We start from the raw sequence: 19902 nt of genomic DNA, 5'->3' as shown, positions 1-19902 counted from the left end.
CTATAGTCAAGGCGTGCCCCCGAAACGCCGGACGACGATCGCCGACATCGCAGCGCGTGCCGGGGTGTCCATCAGTGCCGTGTCGTTCGCGCTGAACGACCGCCCCGGGGTGTCCGCCGAGACCCGGCTCCGGGTGCAGGAGATCGCCCGGCAGCTCGACTGGCAGCCGCACACCGCTGCCCGGGCCCTCGGCGGTGCGAAGGCCGGGTCGATCGGCTTCGTGCTGAACCGCCCCGCCCGCACGCTCGGGACCGAGTCGTTCTTCGGCGACCTCATCTCCGGGATCCAGCTCGGGCTCGCCGGGACCCACGTCGGCATGAACCTGCTCGTGGCCCGCGACGCGGAGGAGGAGCTGGCGACCTACCGCGACTGGTGGCGCGGACACCGGGTGGACGGCGTGATCGTCATCGACCCGCGGCGCGACGACCCCCGGCTCGCACTGCTGACCGAACTCGGGATGCCGACGGTGGTCGTCGGCTCACACCCCTCGCCCGCGGGCTCCGCGCCCACCGTGTGGATCGACGACTCGGACGCCACGGACACTGTGCTGCGCTACCTGCTCGCCCTCGGCCACCGGCGCATCGCCCACGTCGCCGGTCGGCCCGAGTTCGAGCACACCGCGATGCGGATCGAGCGGGTGCGGTCCTTCGCGGCCGCCGGCGACCTCGACGACGCCCTGTCCGTCCCGACCGACTACTCCGCCGAGGCCGGGGCCCGGGCGACGCGCGAGCTGCTCTCCCGGCGGGAGCGCCCGACGGCGATCGTGTACGACAACGACGTGCTCGCGGTCGCGGGGCTCGGCGTCGCGAGCGAGATGGGGGTTGCCGTCCCGGCGGACGTCTCGATCGTGTCGTTCGACGACTCCGCGATGGTGCGGCTCGTCCGACCCGCGATCACCTCGCTGACGCGCGACACGGTCGAGCTCGGGCAGCGGGCGGCCACCCTGCTGCGCGCCCAGATCGACGCGCCTGCGCCGCTGCCGTCACTGCCCGGACCGGCGTTGACGCTCAGCGTGCGCGAGTCCACGGGGCGCGTCCGAGCCGCGTCCTGACGGGAACCGGAGTCCACACAGCGCACTGCGTTGACTTGTGCGGACATCACGAGGATCGTTTACGCCACACCGGTACTGCAAGTAACTCGATGATCGAGACTTTCGATCACGCGACCAACGTACTGGGAGGAGGCACCACCATGAAGAAGAATGAGGTGCCGTCCTGGGTTGCTCACGTGCTCACCCCGCCCGAGGTCATCTCGGCCTACGTCGAACGCCGGGTCAACGATCCGTCGCTCCTCTCGGGTGAGTCGTCGGAACCCACGTACGCGGACTTCCTCCGCGACGAGTAGGCGGGTCTTCCCCGGACTGGAGGCACGACCCGCGTTCCGTCCGCACGGAACGCGGTGCGGGCTTCCAGTCCGAGTTCAGGCGCGCCTGCGGCGCGCCGACAGCGTCACGCCCACGCTCGCGGCCGTGACGCACGCGAGTGCCCCGACCTCGAGCACCGAGAGCCCCTCCGCGAGCACGACCAACCCGGCCAGCGCCGCGATCGCCGGTCCGAGGCTCTGCAGCACGCCGAACACCCGCGTCGGCATCCGCCGCAGCGCGAGCATCTCCAACGCGTACGGCAGGACGCTCGACAGCACCGCCACCGCGGTGAACACGAGCAGGAGCGACGGGTGGTCGCCCACGCCGCGCACCGCCTCGCCGAGACCGAACGGCAGCGCGACGACCATCGCCACGAGCATGGACACCGCCAGGCCGTCCACCCCGGGGATCGCCCGGCCGACGTGCCGGTTCATCACGATGTAGCCCGCCCAGCACCCCGCGGCGAGGACCGCGAACACGACGCCGGAGACCGAGGTCACTGCCGACGGCCCGACGCCGAGGAGCACCACCCCGACGAGCGCGAGCGCTGCCCAGAGCGCGTCTCGCCAGCGCCGCGTGTGCACGAGGGACAGGGCCAGCGGACCGAGGAACTCGATCGTCACCGCCACGCCGATCGGGATGCTCGCGAAGGCGACGTAGATGCAGAGGTTCATCCCGGCGAGCGCCACCCCGAGCGTGACCGCCCCGGTCCACTGCGCACGGGTCCAGTGCCGCACCCGCGGGCGGACGACGAGCGCGAGCACGACCGCGCCGATGACGAGCCGGAGCGTCGCGGCCCCGACCGACCCGACCTCGTCGAAGCGGGTCTTCGCGATCGCGGCGCCGAGCTGCACGGAGACCATCGCGGCGAGGGCGAGGAACGGGGCGGGAACGCGAGTCACGAGGGCGTGGCTCAGCCGAGGTAGGCGAGCACGGCGAGGACGCGGCGGTGGTCCTCCCCCGTGTCCTCGAGCGCGAGCTTGCCGAAGATGTTGGAGACGTGCTTCTCGACGGCCCCGGTGCCGATCACGAGGGCCCGCGCGATCGCCGCGTTCGTCCGCCCCTCGGCCATGAGCCCGAGGACCTCGCGCTCCCGCGGCGTGAGCGCCGCGAGCGGGTCGCGGCGTCGGCTCATGAGCTGCGTGACGACCTCCGGGTCGAGGACCGTGCCGCCCGCCGCGATCCGCCGGACGGCGTCGTCGATCTCCTCGAGGCGGGTCACCCGGTCCTTGAGCAGGTAGCCGATGCCGGTGGCGCCGGCGGCGAGGACGTCCTCGGCGTAGGTCGCCTCGACGTACTGGGAGAGCAGGAGGACGCCGGTGCGCGGACTGACCCGACGGGTCTCGACTGCGGCCCGGACTCCCTCGTCGGTGAAGGTCGGCGGCATCCGCACGTCCATGACGACCACGTCGGGTGCGCCGTCGGGGAGGGTCCGGAGGAACGACTCCGCGTCGGCGTACTGCGCGACGACCTCGATCCCGGCCTCGTCGAGCACACGGGCCAGCCCCTCTCGGAGGAGCACGGCGTCGTCGACCACGACGGCCCGGATGCGTGCTGCACCCGGGCCGTCGCTCATGCCGACGATCCTACTGGCCTACCGGTGCACGGTCGGGACCCCGTTCAGCGCTCCGAGCGGGATGCGCGCGGTGGCCTCGGTCGGGCCGCCGTCCGGGCTCGACACCGTCAGTTCGCCGTCGAGGGCGCGCATCCGGCCCATCAGCCCCGCGATGCCGTGGCCTTCCTCGGCGCGGGCCCCGCCCCGGCCGTCGTCGGTGACGCTGACCGTCAGGTACCAGATCCCGGAGGCGTCGACGACGAGCCCGAGGTACACCCCGGCGGTCGAGGCCCCGGCGTGCTTCGTCGTGTTGGTGAGGAGTTCGCTCACCGTGAAGTAGACGTTGCGCTGGATCTCCGTCGCGAGTTCGAGCCCGTCCGGCAGGCGGACCTCGAGGCCGACCGGGATCGGGGTCCGTGCGACGAGAGCCTCGAGCGCTGCGACGAGGCCGCGGTCGAGGAGGATCGGCGGCGCGAAGCCGCGGGACAGTGCGCGGAGCTCGTCGAGGGCGTCCTGCGCGTGGGTCGAGGCCTCGCTGATGAGCTGGCGAGCCTTCGCCGGGTCCGTGTCGATCGCGCGCTCCGCCGCGGAGAGGTCCATCCGGAGTCGGACGAGCCGTTGCTGGGGCCCGTCGTGGAGGTCGCGCTCGATCTGCCGGAGCGCCTGCCCCTCGGCGGTGACGGCGCCGGCACGGGAGGCCTGGAGGCCCGCCACGCGCTGCTCGAGGACCTCGGCGCGGAACCCGCCGAGGAGGCCGTGGTCGATCCACCAGTGCGCGATGACCGAGCCGCGCGCCCAGAGCGGGAAGAGTGCGACCGAGGCCGCCATCGACAGCAGCCCGAGGAGCCCGAGGGCGACGATCGAGCCGCTCGTGATGCCGCCGTAGTAGCCGGCGGAAACGCTGTTCAGCAGCCCGATCCCGCCGACAGCGATCGGCCAGGTGAAGCCGAGCACGAGGAGCGCGCCGGCACTGACCGTGACGAGCGCGGCGATCGGGTACACGACGGCGGCGTGCAGCAGGTAGAGCCAGTAGTGCGGGTTCGCGACCGCCGAACCGGTGCGGGTCCACCAGTTCTGCCGCCAGCGCGGCGTCCAGTCGACCGGGCGGATGGGCCGCCGGTCCGCCCACCCGATGCGGAGCTTCTCGAACTGCCCGAGCCACCGCGCGACGAACAACGCGATGAAGAACATGAGCAGGACGAACGGGTTGAAGAGGTCGCGGAAGCCGCCGCCGAGGACCGCCGCGGGGAACGCCGCGTAGAGGGTGCAGAGCAGCACCGCCGTGAGGGCCATGTAGCCGACGTCGCGTGGCAGGCGGCGCCAGGCCTCGCGGTAGAAGGCGCCGGCGGTCATCCCGGAGCCGGAACCGTTGCCGGTCGCGGCGACCCGCGGGGTCCCCTGCCAGCCGGGTGGCGGGGTCGGCTGCTCGGGCATGGGTCGTGTGGCTCCTGTCGGCAGCGGTTCGTCGAGCGGGACGGTCTCGGCCTGGTCGAGGCGGGCGGTGTCGGTCATGACACCAGCCTCGTACCGGGGCCGTCGTCGACCCATCCTGCCGTCTCCCGGACTCGGGGTGGGGTTGTCCCCCCGTCCGGGCGTACGCTGCGGTCATGCGCAGGAGCACGGGGGAACGCTGGATCGCACTCGCTGCCGTGGTCGCGGCCCTCGCTCCCGCGCTGTCCGGCGTCCTGCAGTCGACGATCGTGTTCGTCCCGCAGACCTGGCTGGTCGCGGGCTCGGTCCTCGGTGCGCTCGGGGCCGTGGTGGTCCTCGTGGCGGCCTGGCTGACCCGTGCTCGGGCGACGGTGACCTTCGCGCTCGCCACGCTCCTGTCCGCGGTGTCGTGGCCCGTCCCCGGGATCGTGGGGTCCTTCGTGGCGCTCGTCGCGATCGTGCTGCTGTTGGCGTTCGGCGTCCAGGTGGTCCGCGGTTCGTCGGGCTTCCGACGGGTCCTCGGGTGGGTCGTGGCCGTCGGCGGCGTGCTGCTCGTCGTGTCGCACTTCGCCCTGAGCTGGTTCGCTCCGCTCGCGGCGGTGTCGCAAGCCGCCCTGGACCTCGTCGTGCTGGCACCCGGCGTCGTGCAGGCCGTCACGTACGCGGCGGCAGCGGTCCTGTTCCTGCCGCCGCTGCTGCGTCCGGTGCGGGACGCGGTCCGGACACTCTGGTCGACCGCCGACGTCCGCTGACGGCGGTCCGCGCCCGCTGACGCCTGTCCACAGGTCGCCCGTCGAGGGCATCGGGGCCGTCCGTGCGCTGACAAGCTGACGGGGTGTCCGACGCGCTCCAGGCCCTCATCGAGATCGCGGGGCTCCGGTGCTCCTTCGGCCGTTCGCTGCTGTCCGCAGCCCCGGACTGGACCCTGCACCTCGACCCGGACGTCACGGCGTGGGTCGTGACCCTGCACACGCCCGTCGTCCTGCACCGCGCAGGTCGGTACTGGGTGCTGCACCCCGGGGGCGCCGCGATCCTCCGCCACGGCGCCGCGATGAGCGTCGGGGCGTCGGCGGAGGTGCACGGCCCTCCGGTGGACGACGATCCGCTCTGGCCGCGCCCGACCGGGGTGACGGTCGGCTCGGTGGCCCTCGGACCACTCGCCGACGAAGCGCTCGCCCTCCCCGTGTTCCTGGAGACGCAGCCGTCCGGGTCGCCGGAACCCTCGGTGGTCGCGGCCGCCCGCGAGGTGGACAGCCTCTCGGTCCGCTGGGCGCACGCGCAGGCGGATGCGCTCGCACTCCTCGTGGTGACCACCGTCCTCCGGCACGGTCCCCCGCCGGTGCTCGCGGCCGACAACAGCCTCGGCGCTGTCCTCGACGTGCTCTTCGACGCCACCCGGGCGGTCCCGGTCGCGGAGCTGCTCGCCGTCACCGGGATGTCGGAACGCACGCTGCACCGCCGGTTCCGGGAGGCGACCGGGTGTTCTCCGGCGCAGCTCGGCCGCTGGTACCGGGCGCTCGCCGTCCGCGCGGCGCTGCTGGCCGGTGACGCTCCGGACGCGGTGTCGGAGCGGCACGGGTACGCCTCGGTGTCCGCTATGCGGCGATCACTCGGACGGGTCCGGGCCCCGGACGGACATCCACCGCCCACCTGACGCAGATCGTCCTCGTCCGTGGCAGTTCCGGTGCGCCGACCTCGGGATCCGCGAACCGGAACTGCCAACGGCAGGATCGATCGTCGCCTCGCGATCCGCCGGGCGTGGACGAGGAGCTCAGGAGGCCAGGGACGCGAGCCGTTCGGCGCGACGGGCGGCCTGTTCCACGGGGTCCGGCACGGGTGCGGCCTGGACGAGCCGGCGCGTGTACGCGTCCTCGGGACTCCGGAGGATCGCGTCGCGGGTCCCCTGCTCGGCGACCCGCCCGTCGTGCAGCACCACGACCCGGTCGCAGAGGGTGTCGACGACGGCGAGGTCGTGCGTGATGAAGAGGCACGCGAAGCCGAGGCGTTCCTGGAGCTCGCGGAACACGTCGAGCACCCGGGCCTGCACGGACACGTCGAGGGCACTCGTCGGCTCGTCGGCGACGAGGAGCGCCGGGTCGAGCGCCACGGCGCGGGCGATCGCGACGCGCTGGCGCTGTCCGCCGGAGAGCTCGTGGGGGTACCGCTCCGCGAAGCCGCCGTCGAGCCCGACGTCGGCGAGGAGCCGCTCGGTCCGCTCGGTGACCTCGGCAGCCGGCAGGCGCAGGATCTGCCGCAGCGGCTCGGCGACCGTCTGTCCGACCGTGTAGCGCGGGTTCAGCGACCGCAGCGGGTTCTGGAACACCACGCCGACGCGCCGACGCATGGCCCGGCGCTCGGAGCGGCCCGCGGTGGCGACGTCGGTGCCCTCGACGACGACGCTGCCCGCCGTGACGGGGGCGAGGCCGACGGCGGCGCGGCCGATCGTCGTCTTGCCGCTGCCGGACTCGCCGACCAGCCCGACGATCTCCCCACGCCCCACCGTGAACGACACGTCGTCCACCGCGCGGAAGCGTCCCCGGAGCGCACCGCCGTACTCCACCACGAGGTGCCGGACGTCGAGGACTGGGGCCGGGGTGAGGCGCGCCTCCAGGCCGGCACCCGTGTCCGCGCCCGGGACGGAGGCTCCCAGGCGGGGGACGGCGGCGAGCAGCTCGCGCGTGTACTCGGCGGTGGGCGTCGTCAGGACGGCGACGGCGTCGCCGGACTCGACGACCCGGCCGCGGCGCATCACCACCACGCGGTCGGCGAGGTCGGCGACGACGCCCATGTCGTGCGTGATGAGGAGGATCGCGGTGCCGGTGCGGCCGCGGAGCGCACGCAGGACGTCGAGCACCTCGGCCTGGACCGTGACGTCGAGGGCGGTGGTGGGTTCGTCCGCGATGAGCAGGTCGGGGTCGGAGGCGAGCGCCATCGCGATCATCACCCGTTGGCACTGGCCGCCGGAGAGCTCGTGCGGGTACTGGCCGAGCCGACGCTCGGGTTCCGGCACCTCGACGGAGCGCAGGAGCTCGACCGAGCGGGCGCGGACGGTGGCGCGGTCGAGTCCGGCCTCGGCGCGGCGCACCGCCTCGGCGAGCTGGAAGCCGACGGTGAAGACGGGGTTGAGCGCGGCCGACGGGTCCTGGAACACCATCGAGACGCGGCGTCCACGGACCTCGCGGAGGGTGCGCTCGTCGGCGCCGAGGACCTCGAGGTCACCGATGCGGATGCTGCCCGTCGCGCGGGCACCGTCGGGTGCGATGCCCATCGCCGTCATCGCGGTCATGCTCTTGCCGGAGCCGGACTCCCCCACGACCGCGACGACCTCGCCGCGCCCGACCCGGAACGACGCGTCGTCGACGGCGCGGACGGTCTCGCCCTCGACGTCGAACGTGACGGTGAGGTGCTCCACGGACAGGACGTCGCTCATCGGGTCTCCGATCGGTCGGTGCGGTCGCGGTCGGCCTTGAACGCCTCCCACTCCTCGAGCATCGTGAAGTGGTGCCCGCGGAGCCACTGCATGTAGTCGCGGCCGTTGCGGAGGCGCTCGCGGACCTCGGCGTCGACGTCGCCGTCGGCGGTGTGCCCGCCGGACTCGACGATCGCGAGGCCGCGGCCGATGATGTCGCGCTGGCGGTCGAGGTAGCGGCGCTCCCCGGCGAGCCACGAGCCCCAGACGTCGGCCTCGGCGCGGAAGTAGTGGCTGCGCTCACCGGGGACGGTGTGGCGCTTCACGAAGCCGCTGTCGACGAGCCGCCGCGTCGCCATCGAGATCGAGCCCGAGCTGGCGCCGAGGGCGGTCTGCAGGTCGGACGAGGACGAGTGCGGGGCACGGGTCATCATGAGGTAGCCGAGCACGCGGGCGTCCGTGAGCGGCATGCCCGCCATGTCGCTGAACATGAGTGCGAACTCCTCGACGAACGCCTGCCGTGCGGGTTCGAGGACGACGTCGCTGCGTGCCTCCGCCCGGAGCGCCTGGCGGTCCCCCTCGCTCACGCCTCGACCCCGGCGGCGACGGCGGGCGGCTCGACCGGGACGGACCAGGCGGTGAGGCTCATCCCGCCGCCGGCGCGGATGCCCGTCGTGGTGCCGTCCGCGTCGCGTGAGTAGGTGACGTCCTCGTCGATCGAGCCGAAGCGGTTGCCGTGCGTCATCCGCAGGGTGTCGGCGTCGACCACCTCGAGCCGGGTGGGAGACTCGAGCGGGGCGGGCGCTGCGGGGTCGATCTCGAGGAGCCGGTCGCCGACCAGCGCGATGTCGGTGACGCCCCAGGGGTTCGCGAAGCGTCCGGTGAAGGTGGCGGGGTCGACGCCGTCGGGTACGGGGGCGCCGGGTGCGTCGTCGGCCGCGGCGCGGTCGAGGAGTTCGATGATCGCGGTGGCGATGAGCGTCGCAGGTCCGGCGGCGGCGCTGGTGAGCACCGACACGACGAGCCCGGACGCCGGGTCGAACAGCGACTGGGTGATGTGACCCGGGAAGCCGCCGGAGTGGCCGCGGACCTCGCGTCCGCCGATCCGGTCGACGACGAAGCCCGCGCCGTAGCCGCGGTCGGCCGGGTCGTCGGTGGCGCTCCAGGCCTTGCGCTGTGCGAGCCGCTTCGAGTGGTCGCTGAGGAGGGCGCCCTGCCCGATGACGTGCTGCGAGAAGTACCGCACGAGGTCGCCCGCGGTGCCGTGGAAGCCGGTGGCGGCGGCCATCGCCCGGGTGTCGACGTGGTCGATGCGGTGTCGGCGGCGGTCGGTGTGGAAGCCGGTGTAGCCGACCACGAAGTCGTCCGCCCGCGTGGGGTCCCAGTCCGGGCCGGTGTTCCGTAGGCCCAGCGGCTCGGTGATCGCCTCGCGGACGAAGTCGTTGTACGTCGTACCGGAGACCGCGGCGATGACGAGGCCGAGCAGCGAGTACCCGAGGTTCGAGTAGTTGAACGAGGACCCCGCCGGGACCTTCTGGCCGCGGTCGAGGACGAGCGCGAGCAGCTCCTCCTCGTCGGGGAACGGGCGCGCGAGGGACCAGTAGTCGCCGTCGTGCCCGTCGCGGATCACGCCGGCGCCCATCTCCATGAGCTCGCGGAGGGTGGCGTCGGCGAGCGGGGAGCCGCCGTCGGCGAGCGCCGGGACGTACGTGCCGACGGTGTCGTCGAGCCGGAGGGCGCCGCGCTCGGCGAGCAGCAGGAGCGCGGTCGCGGTGAACGTCTTCGAGTGCGAGGCGATCCGGAAGAGGTCGGTGGTGGTGAGTCGCCGGCCGGCCTCGACGTCGGCGTGTCCCCAGGCCTCCTCGAAGAGGACCTCGCCCGCGTACCCGATGGCGACCTGCACGCCCGGGACGCGGAGTTGCCAGACCTTGTAGGACACCCAGTCGTGGATGTAGGGCAGGGTCTTCCGGTACGCGGCGAGGGTGTCGGTCACTGGGGGTGTCCTTTCGAGGGGCGGTGGTGACGAGTCTGACGGCTGCCGGCCGCAGGGTGCGGCGCGACGCGCGTCAGCGGCGGCGTGGGTCGAGTGCGGCGCGCAGCGTGTCGCCGAGCGCGATGACGGACAGCACGGTGACGGCGAGGAACGCCGCGGGCGCGACGAGCATGTGGGGCGCGCGGAGGAACTGGCTCGTGGCGGCGGACAGTTGCAGCCCCCACGAGATCGCCGGGCTCTCGAGGCCGATGCCGAGGTACGTCAGCGACGACTCCGACACGATGACGCCGCCGACGGTGATGGTGGCGAGTACGAGCAGCGGCGAGATCGACGACGGCAGCACGTACCGCGTGGTGATGCGCCACGTGGAGAGGCCCATCGTCCGGGCTGCCAGGACGAACTCGGCGTTCCGGACGCTCCGCACGCTCGACCGGACGAGCCGCGCCATGGTCGGCCAGCCGAACAACGCCAGCACGAGCGACACGGTCAGCACCGAGCGCTCCCCGACGCTGTTGAGCACGACGACCGCGCCGAGGAGGAACGGGAAGCCGAGGAAGACGTCGGTCAGGCGGGCGAGCACCGCGTCCACCCAGCCGCCGAGCATGCCGGCGACCGTCCCGACGACGACCGCGACCACCCCGGCGAGGACCGTGGTGAGCAGCGCCACCGCGACCGAGGACCGGGTGCCGTAGACCACGTTCGCGTAGACGTCGCACCCCTGCAGGTCGAAGCCGAACGGGTGCCCGTCGGCCGCGGGAGCACCGCTCCGGCCGAGGTCGCACGCGCGCGGGTCGCCGTGGCCGAAGAAGCCGGCGAAGAACGCGGGGAACACGGCGATGAGCAGGACGACGACCAGCACGGATGCCGGCACCCAGAACCCGGGCTTGCGGACGGCGGCGCGCAGGGGTCGTCGACGGGTGACGACGGCGGGTTCGAGGGTCGCGCCGATGGCGGAGGTGGTCATGCTGCGGCTCCTGTCCGGACACGCGGGTCGAGGGCGGCGTGCAGCAGGTCGACGAGCACGCTCGTGACGAGGAACACCAGGATGAGCGCGGTCGAGATCCCGACGACGACCGCGCCCTCGTGCGAGCGGATGCCCTGGAAGAGCAGGTTCCCGACGCCGGGGAGGTTGAAGATGCCCTCGACGATCACCGTGCCGCCCATGAGGTAGCCGAGGTCGGTCGCCAGGTAGGTCGCCGTGGGGATGAGCGAGTTGCGCATGACATGGACCCCGACGATCCGGCCGGGCGCGAGGCCCTTCGCCCGCGCGGTCCGCACGAAGTCGGCGTCGAGCGTCTCGATCATCGAGGTCCGGGTGAGTCGGGACACGGCCGCGAGGCCGAACAGCGCGACCACGAACGCGGGCAGCACGTAGGCGCTGGGCCAGCCCGCGGTCGCGCCGGCCACCGGGAACCAGTGCAGCCGTACCGAGAACACGAGCTGGAGTGCGACGCCGAGCACGAACACCGGCACGGCCCCCACGACGATGGTCCCGACGAGCACGGACTTGTCGAGGACGGTGCCGCGCCGGAGTGCCGACAGCGCTCCGAGTCCGATGCCGAGCACGATCTCCATCGCCCAGGCCGTCAGCGCGAGGGTGATCGTGACCGGCCACCGCGAGGCCATCTGCTCCCCGACGGACTGCCCGCTGAAGTCGGTGCCGAAGTCGCCCCGGAAGAGCCCGCCGAGGTACTGCAGGTACTGCAGCCACAGCGGCTGGTCGAGGTGGTACTCGGCTCGGAGCGCCCGGACGACGGCGTCGGAGAGCGGCCGGTCCCCGCCGAGCGCCTTGATCGGGTCGCCCGGCAGCGCGAACGTCATCGCGTAGATGAGGAAGGTCACCCCGAGGAACACGACGACCAGGCCGCCGAGTCGGCGGCCGACGGCGAGCGCCGGGCGCATCACGCGCCTCCCGTCAGCGACGTGGCGAGCAACGGACTGGCCCCACGCCGCCGGTTCCCGGCCGACGCGCCAGCGGCGGACGGGCCGTGCCGGTGGGGAGAGGCGCGGTCCGGCTCCGCGCTGTGCCTGCTGTCGTCGCCTCCGGCGACGTGGCTCGCGCAGGCGAGGATCGCCCCGAACTGCACGCCCACGAGCGTGCGGATCGGGATCGGAGCGGCATCGGGCAGCTCGTCGGCTTGCCACTCGGCGTACCGCTCGGCGAGCTGGTCGCGCAACCGCCGGAGCGACGCCGGGGCGGTGCCCGCGGTCGTCTCCACCTCGAGCGCCCGGAGCAGCATGCCCGCGTAGCGCAGGCGGAAGCAGCGGACCAGGTCCTCGCAGCCGAAGCGCTCGGCGACCGTCGCCGTCCGGTCGGCGGGCTCGCGGTCGGCCCGTGCCCGGTCGGTGTCCGCGATGCCCGCGAGCAGCGGGACGAACGCTCGGGAGGCCTCGAGGAACGGCGACGCGATCGTGAGCATCGGGGACGCCTCGTCGAGGACCGCCCGCAGTTCCGCGCCCGAGGCAGCGAGGGCGTCGGCCGACCGGCGGAGGAGGTCCGCGTACGACTCGTCGGTCGGGGTCTGGTCGTCCGCGTCCGGGTGGCTCCAGTACGGCAGCTCGGCGACCATGCACAGCGTCCCGTGCCGTGCTGCCCAGGCGGCGCTCGAACCGCCGTGGATGTGCTCGGCGGGGTCGATCCCGAGGCTCACGAGGTAGTCGTACGCGGCCTCGACGCCGTCCATCGCGAACACCGCGGGGGCGAGTGCTCGGAGGTGCGGCGACTCGGGCTCCCCCGTGTCGAGCGGTAGCCCCAGCGCGGTCGGCACCGCGCGCAGGGTGTCGATGACGTCGGGCAGGTCCTCGGACAGGTAGTAGTAGACGCCTCCCATCTCGCCGTTGTGCAGCGACACGAGGAGGTCCGGCCGGGTGTCGTCGATGAGCCGCATGAACGCGAGCGTCTCCGGGAGCACCCGGTCGAAGTACACCGACCCGTGGCTGTTGGGGAAGGTCCACTCCACCTGGCTGTCCGGCGCCGGGCGGTAGAAGTGCCGGGCGTAGTGCACCCGGTCGTGCGGGTCCCGGAACCACGCCTCGTTGAGCCGCATGCCGTCCGGGTCGATCGTCGGGACGATGTGCCAGATGGTGTCGAGCGTCGCCGCGGCCTCCGGGTCCTCGAGCAGCCACGTCGCGAGGTGCAGGGCCGTCCACGAGCCGATCGGCTCGTTCGGGTGCACGCCGCCGACGATGACGGCGGCGTGCGACCCGGACCCGATGCGGTGGCTGTGGAGGGGTTCCCCGAGCCGGCTGGTGCCGATCCGGGTGACCGTGACCTGGTCGGGGTGCGCCGCGGCGAGCGCGGCGAACCGGGCGTGCAGGTCGTCGACGAGCGGGAACCCGTCGCGTTCGGGGACCTCGGCCGCGAGGCGGAGGACGGTGCGCTGGTCCATCGGGTGGTGCCGGTCCCTACTTGACGGTGATGCCGGGGACGACGGGGCTGCCGTCGACCGCGGGGAGCGAGGCGATCTTGTCGCTGACCACGTAGGCGTACTTGTCGAAGAACGTGGGCACGACCGGGAAGTCCTCGAGCACGGCCTTCTGCGCCTGGGCGTAGTACTCGTTCGCCTCGGCCTGCGACCCCGCGGAGTCGGCCTTCGCGAGCAGCTGATCGACCTCGTCCGACTGGTAGTACCCGGTGCAGGGGGCACAGCCGCCGGCCTTGGTGAACAGTGCACGGAGGGTGTTCTGCTGGCTGGCGTAGAGCGCACCCCAGTGACCGAAGTGCGGGCCCGCGATCTTCTTGTCGGTCAGCTCCGAGTAGTACGACGCCCAGTCCGTGGTGGCCTTCGCGACCGTGTCGACGCCGAGGTTCTGACGGATCTGGTTGGCGTACGCCTGGTACAGCGAGTCGAGGCCGTTGCCACCCGGGTAGACGAGCGTGATCGTGCCGTCGAACCCGCCGGCCTCCTGCAGGAGCGCCTTGGCCTTCGACGGGGAGAACTCGCACGCCTCGCCGCAGATGCCCTCCTGCGTGCCGGACATGTTCGGCGGGGTGAGGGCGGTCGCCGGCTCGTACAGGCCGCCGTAGATCGCTTTGTTCACCTGCTCCCGGTCGATCGACATGGAGATCGCTCGACGGACGTCGGGGTTGGAGTAGCGGTCGTCCCAGAGCGGGAAGCCGAGGTAGTCGATGCCGGGGGCGTCGAACGAGTGCAGCCGGTCGCCGAAGTCGGAACCGGCGCTCGTCATCTTGTCGGCCGGCAGGAAGAGCACGTCCGCGTTGCCGGCGAGCACGTCGGTGTAGGCGGTGTTCATGTCCGAGTAGCTCTTGAAGGTGACGTCCTCCGTCTTCGCCTTCGTCCCCTCGAACCCCTTCCAGGCGGTGACCGTGAACGGCTGGTTCGCCTTCCACTTCTCGGTCATCTCGTACGGACCGTTGCCGATCGGCTTCGCGTCGTACGCCTTGAGGTCCGCGTAGGCGGCCTCCGGCATCGGGTAGAAGGCGGTCTGCGCCTGGCTGAGCTGGAGGGGGAACTGGCTGTCGGCGTGGTCGAGCGTCACCGTGAAGGTGTCCTTGCCCGTGACCTTCAGCCCGGACATCTCCTTCGTCTTCGGCTTGCCCGACGCCGGGTTGAGGTCCGCGTACCCGACGATCGACGCGAGTTCGCCGCTGTTCTCCCAGGCGTTCGGCCCGTACGCGGTGTGGTTCCACGCCTTGACGTAGCTCTCGGGCGTGACCTCCTCGCCGTTCTGGAACTTCCAGCCGTCGCGCAGCGTGATCGTCCACGTGGTGTTGTCACTCGACGTGACGCTCTTCGCCGCGACGTCGTGGAGCTTGCCGTCCGAGTCGGTCTCGGTGAGGGGTGCGAACAGGCTGAGCACCTGGGTGAAGGCCACGGTCTGGCGTCCGGGGGTGAGGTGGTCGGGCTCGCCCGTGGCGTACACCAGGCTCCCGCCCGATCCCGCTTGGTCGTTCGCGGTCCCGGTTGCGGAACAGCCCGCGGCCACCAGCGCCACCGTGGCCGCCGCGGCCAGCGCGGCGAGAGTCCTGCGTCGCATCGTTTGCTCCTCGAGTCGAGCGCGTCCGGTTCGGGACCGGTCGTCGTTGACGGTGAAGCTAGGGCCGGACGAAACCCCACCACAAGACTTGTTTCAGTGATCTCTGAAACCTTTACTTCTCGGAAACAGGCCCGAAACGACGACCCTCGCGCCCGCGGAGCGACCTGTGCCACGCTCGACCCATGCGGCACACACCCCACTTCCTCATGACCGACGTCGCCGAGGTCCGTCGGCTGATCGCCGAGAACCCGTGGGCCACGATCGTGTCGCCCACCGCCACGGGGCTCGTCGCGTCGCACTACCCCGTCCTCCTCGACACGGCCACGAGCACCGACGACGAGATCGTCCTCGTCTCCCACGTCGGCCGCCCCGACGAGGTCGCCCACGAACTCGGGCAGCACGAGGTCCTCGTCGTGTTCCAGGGACCGCACGGGTACGTCTCCCCCGCCTGGTACCCGCCCGAGCAGTTCGTCCCGACCTGGAACCACGTCACCGCGCACTGCTGGGGCACGCCGGAGGTCCTGTCCGACGAGGAGAACTTCCGCGTCCTCGGCGAACTCGTCGACCACTTCGAGCAGGTGATGCCGGAGCCGGTGTCCCTCGAGGTCGATGAGCAGACGGCCCGCGCGATGGCGAAGGGGACCGTGGGCATCCGCATCCGGGTCACCCGGTTCGACGCCCGCGCCAAGCTCTCCCAGAACAAGGCCCCCGAGGTCGTCGAGCGGATCGTCGCGGGTCTCCGTGGCGACGGGCCGTACGCCTCGCCGGCGCTCGCCGACGAGATGGTCCGGGTACACGGGCTGGAGGCGCTGGGCCCACGCCGCCGGTTCCGGGCCGACGCGCCAGCGGCGGACCGGCCGTGACGGTGGGGATGACCGAGACACTGCTCCGCACCGTCCGGCGCGTGGGGACGTCCGGCGCCCCGTCCGACGTGCTGCTCGTCGACGGGCGGGTCGCCGCGATCGCACCCGCGGGGACCCTCGACCCGACCTCCGCCGAGACCGAGGTCGTCGACGCTGCCGGCGCGTGGCTCGGACCCGGACTCGTCGACCACCACGTGCACTTCGACCAGTGGGCGCTCGTGCGACGACGGGTCGACGTGTCCGGCTGCGACTCCGCGGAGTCGACCGCGTCCCTCCTGGCCGACGTCGCCCGCACGGGCGTGCCGGACCGGGTGCTCGTCGGGCACGGCTACCGAGACGGGATGTGGCCACGCCCCGCGCGCCGTGAGCTGCTCGACCAGGCCGCACCGGGCCTCCCGGTCGTCGTCATCAGTGCGGACCTGCACGCCGTGTGGTGCAACGCCCTCGCGCTGCAGCACTTCGCCGCCCTGGTCGGGCGGCCCCTGCCGGCCGGCGAGGACGGCGTCCTGCGCGAGCAGGACGCCTTCGACGTGACCGGCGCACTCTCCCGTGTGCCGGACGACGTGCTCGACGGGTTCGTGGCGGACGCCGTCGAGGCGGCCGCCGCCCGCGGGGTGACGCGGGTGCGCGACCTCGAGATGGTGTTCGGGATCGACCGGTGGACCCGGCGCGTGCAAGCGGGGACGGACGGCCTGCGGGTCGGGTCCGGGGTGTACCCGGGCGAGCTCGACGCCGCGATCGCGCGCGGGCTCCGCACCGGCGACGTCGTGCCCGGGACCCGGGGACTCGTGACGATGGGGCCGTTCAAGGTGATCACCGACGGGTCGCTCGGCACCCGGACGGCGGCGATGACCGACGGCTCGGGCGTGCTCGCGTACGCGTTCGAGGACCTCGTCGCGATGGTCCGACGTGCCGTGGCGGCCGGGCTCGTCCCCGCCGTGCACGCGATCGGCGACCGGGCGAACACCCTCGCGCTCGACGTCTTCGAGGCCGTCGGCGCCCGCGGCACGATCGAGCACGCGCAGCTGCTCGTGCCGGAGGACGTGGAGCGCTTCGCGCGGCTCGGCGTCGCGGCGTCCGTGCAGCCGGAGCACGCGATGGACGACCGGGACATCGCGGACCGTCACTGGGCGGGCGTGACCGACCGGGCGTTCGCGTTCGCGTCGCTCGACCGCGCGGGTGCGTCCCTGCTGCTCGGCTCCGACGCGCCGGTGGCACCGCTCGACCCGTGGGTGTCGATGGCGGCGGCGGTCGGGCGGGACCGGGACGGACGGGAGCCGTGGCACCCGGCCGAGCGGCTCGCCGCGCTGACCGCGTGGCGCGGATCGACCGAGGGTGGCCGGGTCGGGGTGTCCGTCGGGGACGTCGCCGACCTGGTGCTCCTGGCGGAGGACCCGCTCGCAGCGCCGTCGTCGGGAGCGTTGCGCTCGGCCCGGGTGCTCGGCACCGCGATCGAGGGACGGTTCACGTACCTCGACGTGTGACCGCTGCCGCCGACGCTACTTCTGGTCCTTCGGGCACCAGTAGAGCTTCCGGCCGGCCATGTCCGCCATCCGGATCTCCGTCCCGCACACCCGGCAGGGCTCGCCCTCGCGGTGGTACACCCAGTGCCGGTCCTTCCGGGAACGCACGGCCTTCGCGTGGTCGGCCTCCAACAGGTCGTCCATGGTCAGCATGAGACCGTCGCGGACACCGTCGTGCAGCAGCTTCGACCAGTCCTGCCACAGCGCCTTCGCCTGCTTCACGGTGATCTTCTTGCCGGGCTTGTACGGGTCGATGCGCTGCCGGAACAGCAGCTCGGCACGGTAGATGTTGCCGATGCCCGCGACCACGGACTGGTCCATGAGCAGTTGCCCGATCGCGACGTTCCGCTTCCGGACGTTCTCGACGAAGGTCTTCTCTGCCTCGGGTCCGTCGTCGTTGATCGGGTCCGGTCCGAGCTTGTCGAGGGCGCGCTGCACGCCGGCCGGGTCCTCGACCACGCAGGCGGTCGGGCCGCGGAGGTCGGCGACGGTGTCCTCGGTGAGGATCCGGACGCGCACCTGTCCGACCGGGTCCGGCGGGAAGGACTCGATCGGGTCCTCGGCCTTCTCCTGCTCGGCCATCCGGTACCGGGCGAGCCGCGGCGCGCCGATCGACGACAGCGACTCCTCACCGTCGCCGTCCTCGGACAGCGCCTCGGCCGACGAGATCACGCCGGCGAAGTCCCACGCGCCGTAGAGGCCGAGGTGGACGCGGAGGAACAGGTCGTCCTCGAACTCCAGGAACAGCTGCTTCGCGACCGCGCGCGCGGCGACCATGCGCTTGCCGTCGAGCTGCGCCGCCCCGGCGGCGAAGCGTCCCTGCGGGCTGGACACCTCGCAGCGCTTGCCGACGAAGTGCCGGGCGAACTGGTTGGCGATGCGGTGGACGGAGTGACCCTCGGGCATGGAGCCTGTCTACCCGGCCTACTCGTCGATCTGCTCACCGGCGATGTGCCCCGTGGTCTCGTACTCGGCGAGCTGCGCGATGCGACGGGCGTGGCGCTCCTCGCCCGAGAACGGCTCCGCGATGAAGAGGTCGACGAAGCGGATCGCCTCGTCCTCGGTGTGCTGGCGCGCGCCGATCGAGATGACGTTGGCGTCGTTGTGCTGGCGGGCGAGCACCGCGGTGGACTCGTTCCAGACGAGCGCGGCCCGGATGCCCTCGACCTTGTTCGCGGCGATCTGCTCGCCGTTGCCGGAACCGCCGAACACGACACCGAGGGACTCGACACCGGCGCGCTGGTCCTGCACGACCGCGTGCGCGGCGTTGATGCAGAACGAGGGGTAGTCGTCGAGTGCGTCGTACTCGGTCGGACCGTGGTCCACCACCTCGTGCCCGGCCTCCGTCAGGTGGGTGGCGAGGGTCTTGTTGAACTCGAGGCCGGCGTGGTCCGTTCCGAGGTGGATGCGCATGGCACCGATCCTATTCCTGCGCCTACCGGCCCCGGACCACGACGACGACGTACCGGACGAGGTCGTCACCGGTGTTCCGGTAGACCACGTCGGCCGGCTCGCCGAGCTCGATCCGGTCCCCCGCGCCGAGGCGCGTCACGTCGTCGCCGACGACGAGTTCGAGCGTGCCGTCGAGCACCCAGATGCAGTGCCGGAGGAAGGCGTACGCGGACGCCGGGTAGGCCACTCCGCGGCCGGCCGGGAGGCGCACCTCGGTCACGTCCGCGGGGAAGTCCGCACTCGAGACGGGACGACGGCGGTACCCGGTGTCGGGGTCGGTCCAGGAGTCGGCGGTCGCGCCGCGCTGGACGCCGCGCGCCTGGTCGGGGTCGCTCGACCTGGGCACCTCGTGCTCGAGGCTCTCGTCGAGGAGCTGTGAGACGGTGAGTCCGAACGCCCCGGACAGCCGCCCGAGGATGGTGGCCGTCGGGCTGGACACCCCGCGTTCGACGCGGTTGATCATGGCGCGGGAGACGCCCGACTCCTCGGCGAGTTCGGTGAGGCTCCACTTGCGCTCGGTGCGGAGACGCCGGAGCCGTTCACCGAGTCGACGCTGCTCGGCGTCGTCAGCGGACGCCGTGTCCGCCGTTTCCGCTTCCGGCGCCGTTTCGTCTACGATCTGAGACATGCCGACAGCATATGCGACGGGTTCCCCTTCCGCGGTCACGGTGCGCGACTGCGAGCCGCGCGACCTCGACGTCGTGCACGGGCTGCACGTCGACGCGGTGCTGCACTCCACGGCGATCTGGCAGGAGGAACCCCACCCGCGCCCCTGGTTCGACGGTTGGCTGGCCGAGCGGCGGTCGGCCGGACTGCCGGTGCTCGTCGCCGAGGTGGAGGGCGTCGTCGCGGGCTACGCCACGTACAGCGGCTTCCGGCCGCACCAGGGCTACCGGCACACGGTCGAGCACAGCGTCTACGTGGTCGAGCGGTTCCGCGGGCGGGGCGTGGCGACCGTGCTCATGGACGCACTCGTGGCTCGGGCGCGAGCCGACGGGCACCACGTGTTGATGGCCGGGATCTGCTCGTCGAACACCGGGTCGATCGCGTTGCACGAACGGCTCGGGTTCGTGACCGTCGGCGTCCTGCCGGAGGTCGGGCGGAAGTTCGACCGCTGGCTCGACCTGACACTCATGCGACTGCCGCTCGACTGAGCCGTCCCCGCGGGCCGCGCCCGCCTGCCGGGCGCGACCCGTGCCTCCCGGCCCTGCGCTCCTGCGCTCCTGCGCTCCTGCGCTCCTGCACTCCTGCGCTCCTGCGCAACCAAAGTCAGACCGAACCAGACGATCTCGTGGTTCCGCGCGTCTTTGGTTGT

General features: G+C 72.5%; 20 protein-coding genes. 7 read left to right on the top strand and 13 right to left on the bottom strand.

The genetic code is table 11. From position 1 onward, the window contains the following. The first annotated feature begins 13 nt into the window (after positions 1-13). Together IEY20_RS14835 and IEY20_RS14830 are read left to right on the top strand one after the other, a co-directional pair. Positions 14-1051, top strand: coding sequence for a LacI family DNA-binding transcriptional regulator (locus IEY20_RS14835; RefSeq protein ID WP_175327438.1), 1038 nt, complete (start codon positions 14-16; stop codon positions 1049-1051). A 140-nt stretch (positions 1052-1191) separates the two neighbouring features. Beyond that, positions 1192-1344 (top strand): hypothetical protein, encoded by a 153-nt coding sequence (locus IEY20_RS14830; protein WP_175327439.1) that lies wholly within the window; start codon positions 1192-1194, stop codon positions 1342-1344. Positions 1345-1419: 75 nt separating this feature from the next. Here IEY20_RS14830 and IEY20_RS14825 read toward each other — a convergent pair whose 3' ends face one another. The 3 genes from IEY20_RS14825 to IEY20_RS14815 are packed head-to-tail and all read right to left on the bottom strand — an operon-like array spanning position 1420 to position 4430. Continuing rightward, on the bottom strand, positions 1420-2265 hold the full coding sequence (locus IEY20_RS14825) for an EamA family transporter (RefSeq protein ID WP_175327440.1): 846 nt from the start codon (positions 2263-2265) through the stop codon (positions 1420-1422). A gap of 11 nt (positions 2266-2276) precedes the next feature. Beyond that, on the bottom strand, positions 2277-2939 hold the full coding sequence (locus IEY20_RS14820; RefSeq protein ID WP_022902747.1) for a response regulator transcription factor: 663 nt from the start codon (positions 2937-2939) through the stop codon (positions 2277-2279). Between the two features lie 18 nt (positions 2940-2957). Beyond that, positions 2958-4430, bottom strand: coding sequence for a sensor histidine kinase (locus IEY20_RS14815; RefSeq protein WP_175327441.1), 1473 nt, complete (start codon positions 4428-4430; stop codon positions 2958-2960). Positions 4431-4525: 95 nt separating this feature from the next. Here IEY20_RS14815 and IEY20_RS14810 point away from each other — a divergent pair, with 95 nt between their 5' ends. Together IEY20_RS14810 and IEY20_RS14805 are read left to right on the top strand one after the other, a co-directional pair. Continuing rightward, positions 4526-5101, top strand: a complete 576-nt coding sequence (locus tag IEY20_RS14810; protein WP_031272739.1) for a hypothetical protein — start codon at positions 4526-4528, stop codon at positions 5099-5101. 83 nt (positions 5102-5184) lie between these two features. Continuing rightward, positions 5185-6003 (top strand): AraC family transcriptional regulator, encoded by an 819-nt coding sequence (locus tag IEY20_RS14805; RefSeq protein ID WP_175327442.1) that lies wholly within the window; start codon positions 5185-5187, stop codon positions 6001-6003. A gap of 117 nt (positions 6004-6120) precedes the next feature. Here the strand turns inward: IEY20_RS14805 and IEY20_RS14800 are convergent, their stop codons facing one another. The 7 genes from IEY20_RS14800 to IEY20_RS14770 all read right to left on the bottom strand — a co-directional run bounded on the left by IEY20_RS14800 (position 6121) and on the right by IEY20_RS14770 (position 14749). Continuing rightward, entirely contained in the window at positions 6121-7779 is a 1659-nt protein-coding gene (locus IEY20_RS14800) for a dipeptide ABC transporter ATP-binding protein (protein ID WP_175327443.1), read from the bottom strand. Beyond that, the gene (locus tag IEY20_RS14795; protein WP_175327444.1) at positions 7776-8345 is read right to left on the bottom strand and encodes a GbsR/MarR family transcriptional regulator; all 570 of its coding nucleotides are present in this window, start codon (positions 8343-8345) and stop codon (positions 7776-7778) included. Before IEY20_RS14795 ends, IEY20_RS14800 begins: the two co-directional genes overlap by 4 nt. After that, complete coding sequence (locus tag IEY20_RS17320) at positions 8342-9751, bottom strand: serine hydrolase domain-containing protein (RefSeq protein ID WP_268239168.1); 1410 nt, start codon at positions 9749-9751, stop codon at positions 8342-8344. The genes IEY20_RS14795 and IEY20_RS17320 overlap by 4 nt, the downstream gene beginning before the upstream one ends. Positions 9752-9824: 73 nt before the next feature. Then, positions 9825-10715 (bottom strand): ABC transporter permease, encoded by an 891-nt coding sequence (locus IEY20_RS14785; protein ID WP_022903244.1) that lies wholly within the window; start codon positions 10713-10715, stop codon positions 9825-9827. After that, positions 10712-11653 carry an ABC transporter permease gene (locus tag IEY20_RS14780; protein ID WP_022903243.1) on the bottom strand — a complete coding sequence of 314 codons (942 nt, stop codon included), beginning with the start codon at positions 11651-11653 and terminating at the stop codon, positions 10712-10714. Before IEY20_RS14780 ends, IEY20_RS14785 begins: the two co-directional genes overlap by 4 nt. Continuing rightward, positions 11653-13140, bottom strand: coding sequence for a M14 family zinc carboxypeptidase (locus IEY20_RS14775; protein WP_188889273.1), 1488 nt, complete (start codon positions 13138-13140; stop codon positions 11653-11655). The genes IEY20_RS14780 and IEY20_RS14775 overlap by 1 nt, the downstream gene beginning before the upstream one ends. A 16-nt stretch (positions 13141-13156) precedes the next feature. Continuing rightward, entirely contained in the window at positions 13157-14749 is a 1593-nt protein-coding gene (locus tag IEY20_RS14770; RefSeq protein ID WP_217504134.1) for a peptide ABC transporter substrate-binding protein, read from the bottom strand. 182 nt (positions 14750-14931) lie between these two features. On the opposite strand from IEY20_RS14770, the gene IEY20_RS14765 reads away from it, so the two are divergent. Together IEY20_RS14765 and IEY20_RS14760 are read left to right on the top strand one after the other, a co-directional pair. Further along, positions 14932-15612 (top strand): FMN-binding negative transcriptional regulator, encoded by a 681-nt coding sequence (locus tag IEY20_RS14765; RefSeq protein ID WP_022903241.1) that lies wholly within the window; start codon positions 14932-14934, stop codon positions 15610-15612. 8 nt (positions 15613-15620) lie between these two features. After that, on the top strand, positions 15621-17096 hold the full coding sequence (locus tag IEY20_RS14760; RefSeq protein ID WP_031273212.1) for an amidohydrolase: 1476 nt from the start codon (positions 15621-15623) through the stop codon (positions 17094-17096). Between the two features lie 15 nt (positions 17097-17111). On the opposite strand, the gene IEY20_RS14755 is transcribed toward IEY20_RS14760, so the two are convergent. Genes IEY20_RS14755 through IEY20_RS14745 form a run of 3 tightly spaced genes read right to left on the bottom strand, consistent with a single transcriptional unit; the run spans position 17112 to position 19215 of the window. Continuing rightward, positions 17112-18041, bottom strand: coding sequence for an Fpg/Nei family DNA glycosylase (locus tag IEY20_RS14755; RefSeq protein ID WP_175327446.1), 930 nt, complete (start codon positions 18039-18041; stop codon positions 17112-17114). Positions 18042-18059: 18 nt separating this feature from the next. After that, on the bottom strand, positions 18060-18548 hold the full coding sequence (locus tag IEY20_RS14750; protein ID WP_175327447.1) for a ribose-5-phosphate isomerase: 489 nt from the start codon (positions 18546-18548) through the stop codon (positions 18060-18062). Positions 18549-18570: 22 nt separating this feature from the next. Then, positions 18571-19215, bottom strand: coding sequence for a helix-turn-helix domain-containing protein (locus tag IEY20_RS14745; RefSeq protein ID WP_022904896.1), 645 nt, complete (start codon positions 19213-19215; stop codon positions 18571-18573). Between IEY20_RS14745 and IEY20_RS14740 the strand changes: the two genes are divergently transcribed. Next, positions 19214-19741, top strand: coding sequence for a GNAT family N-acetyltransferase (locus IEY20_RS14740; protein ID WP_031274329.1), 528 nt, complete (start codon positions 19214-19216; stop codon positions 19739-19741). The two genes, IEY20_RS14745 and IEY20_RS14740, sit on opposite strands and share 2 nt — an antisense overlap. Positions 19742-19902 lie beyond the last annotated feature (161 nt).

This window comes from Curtobacterium luteum, from assembly GCF_014646995.1.
GTDB lineage: Bacteria > Actinomycetota > Actinomycetes > Actinomycetales > Microbacteriaceae > Curtobacterium > Curtobacterium luteum.
This window is presented reverse-complemented; position numbering and strand designations above follow the sequence as displayed.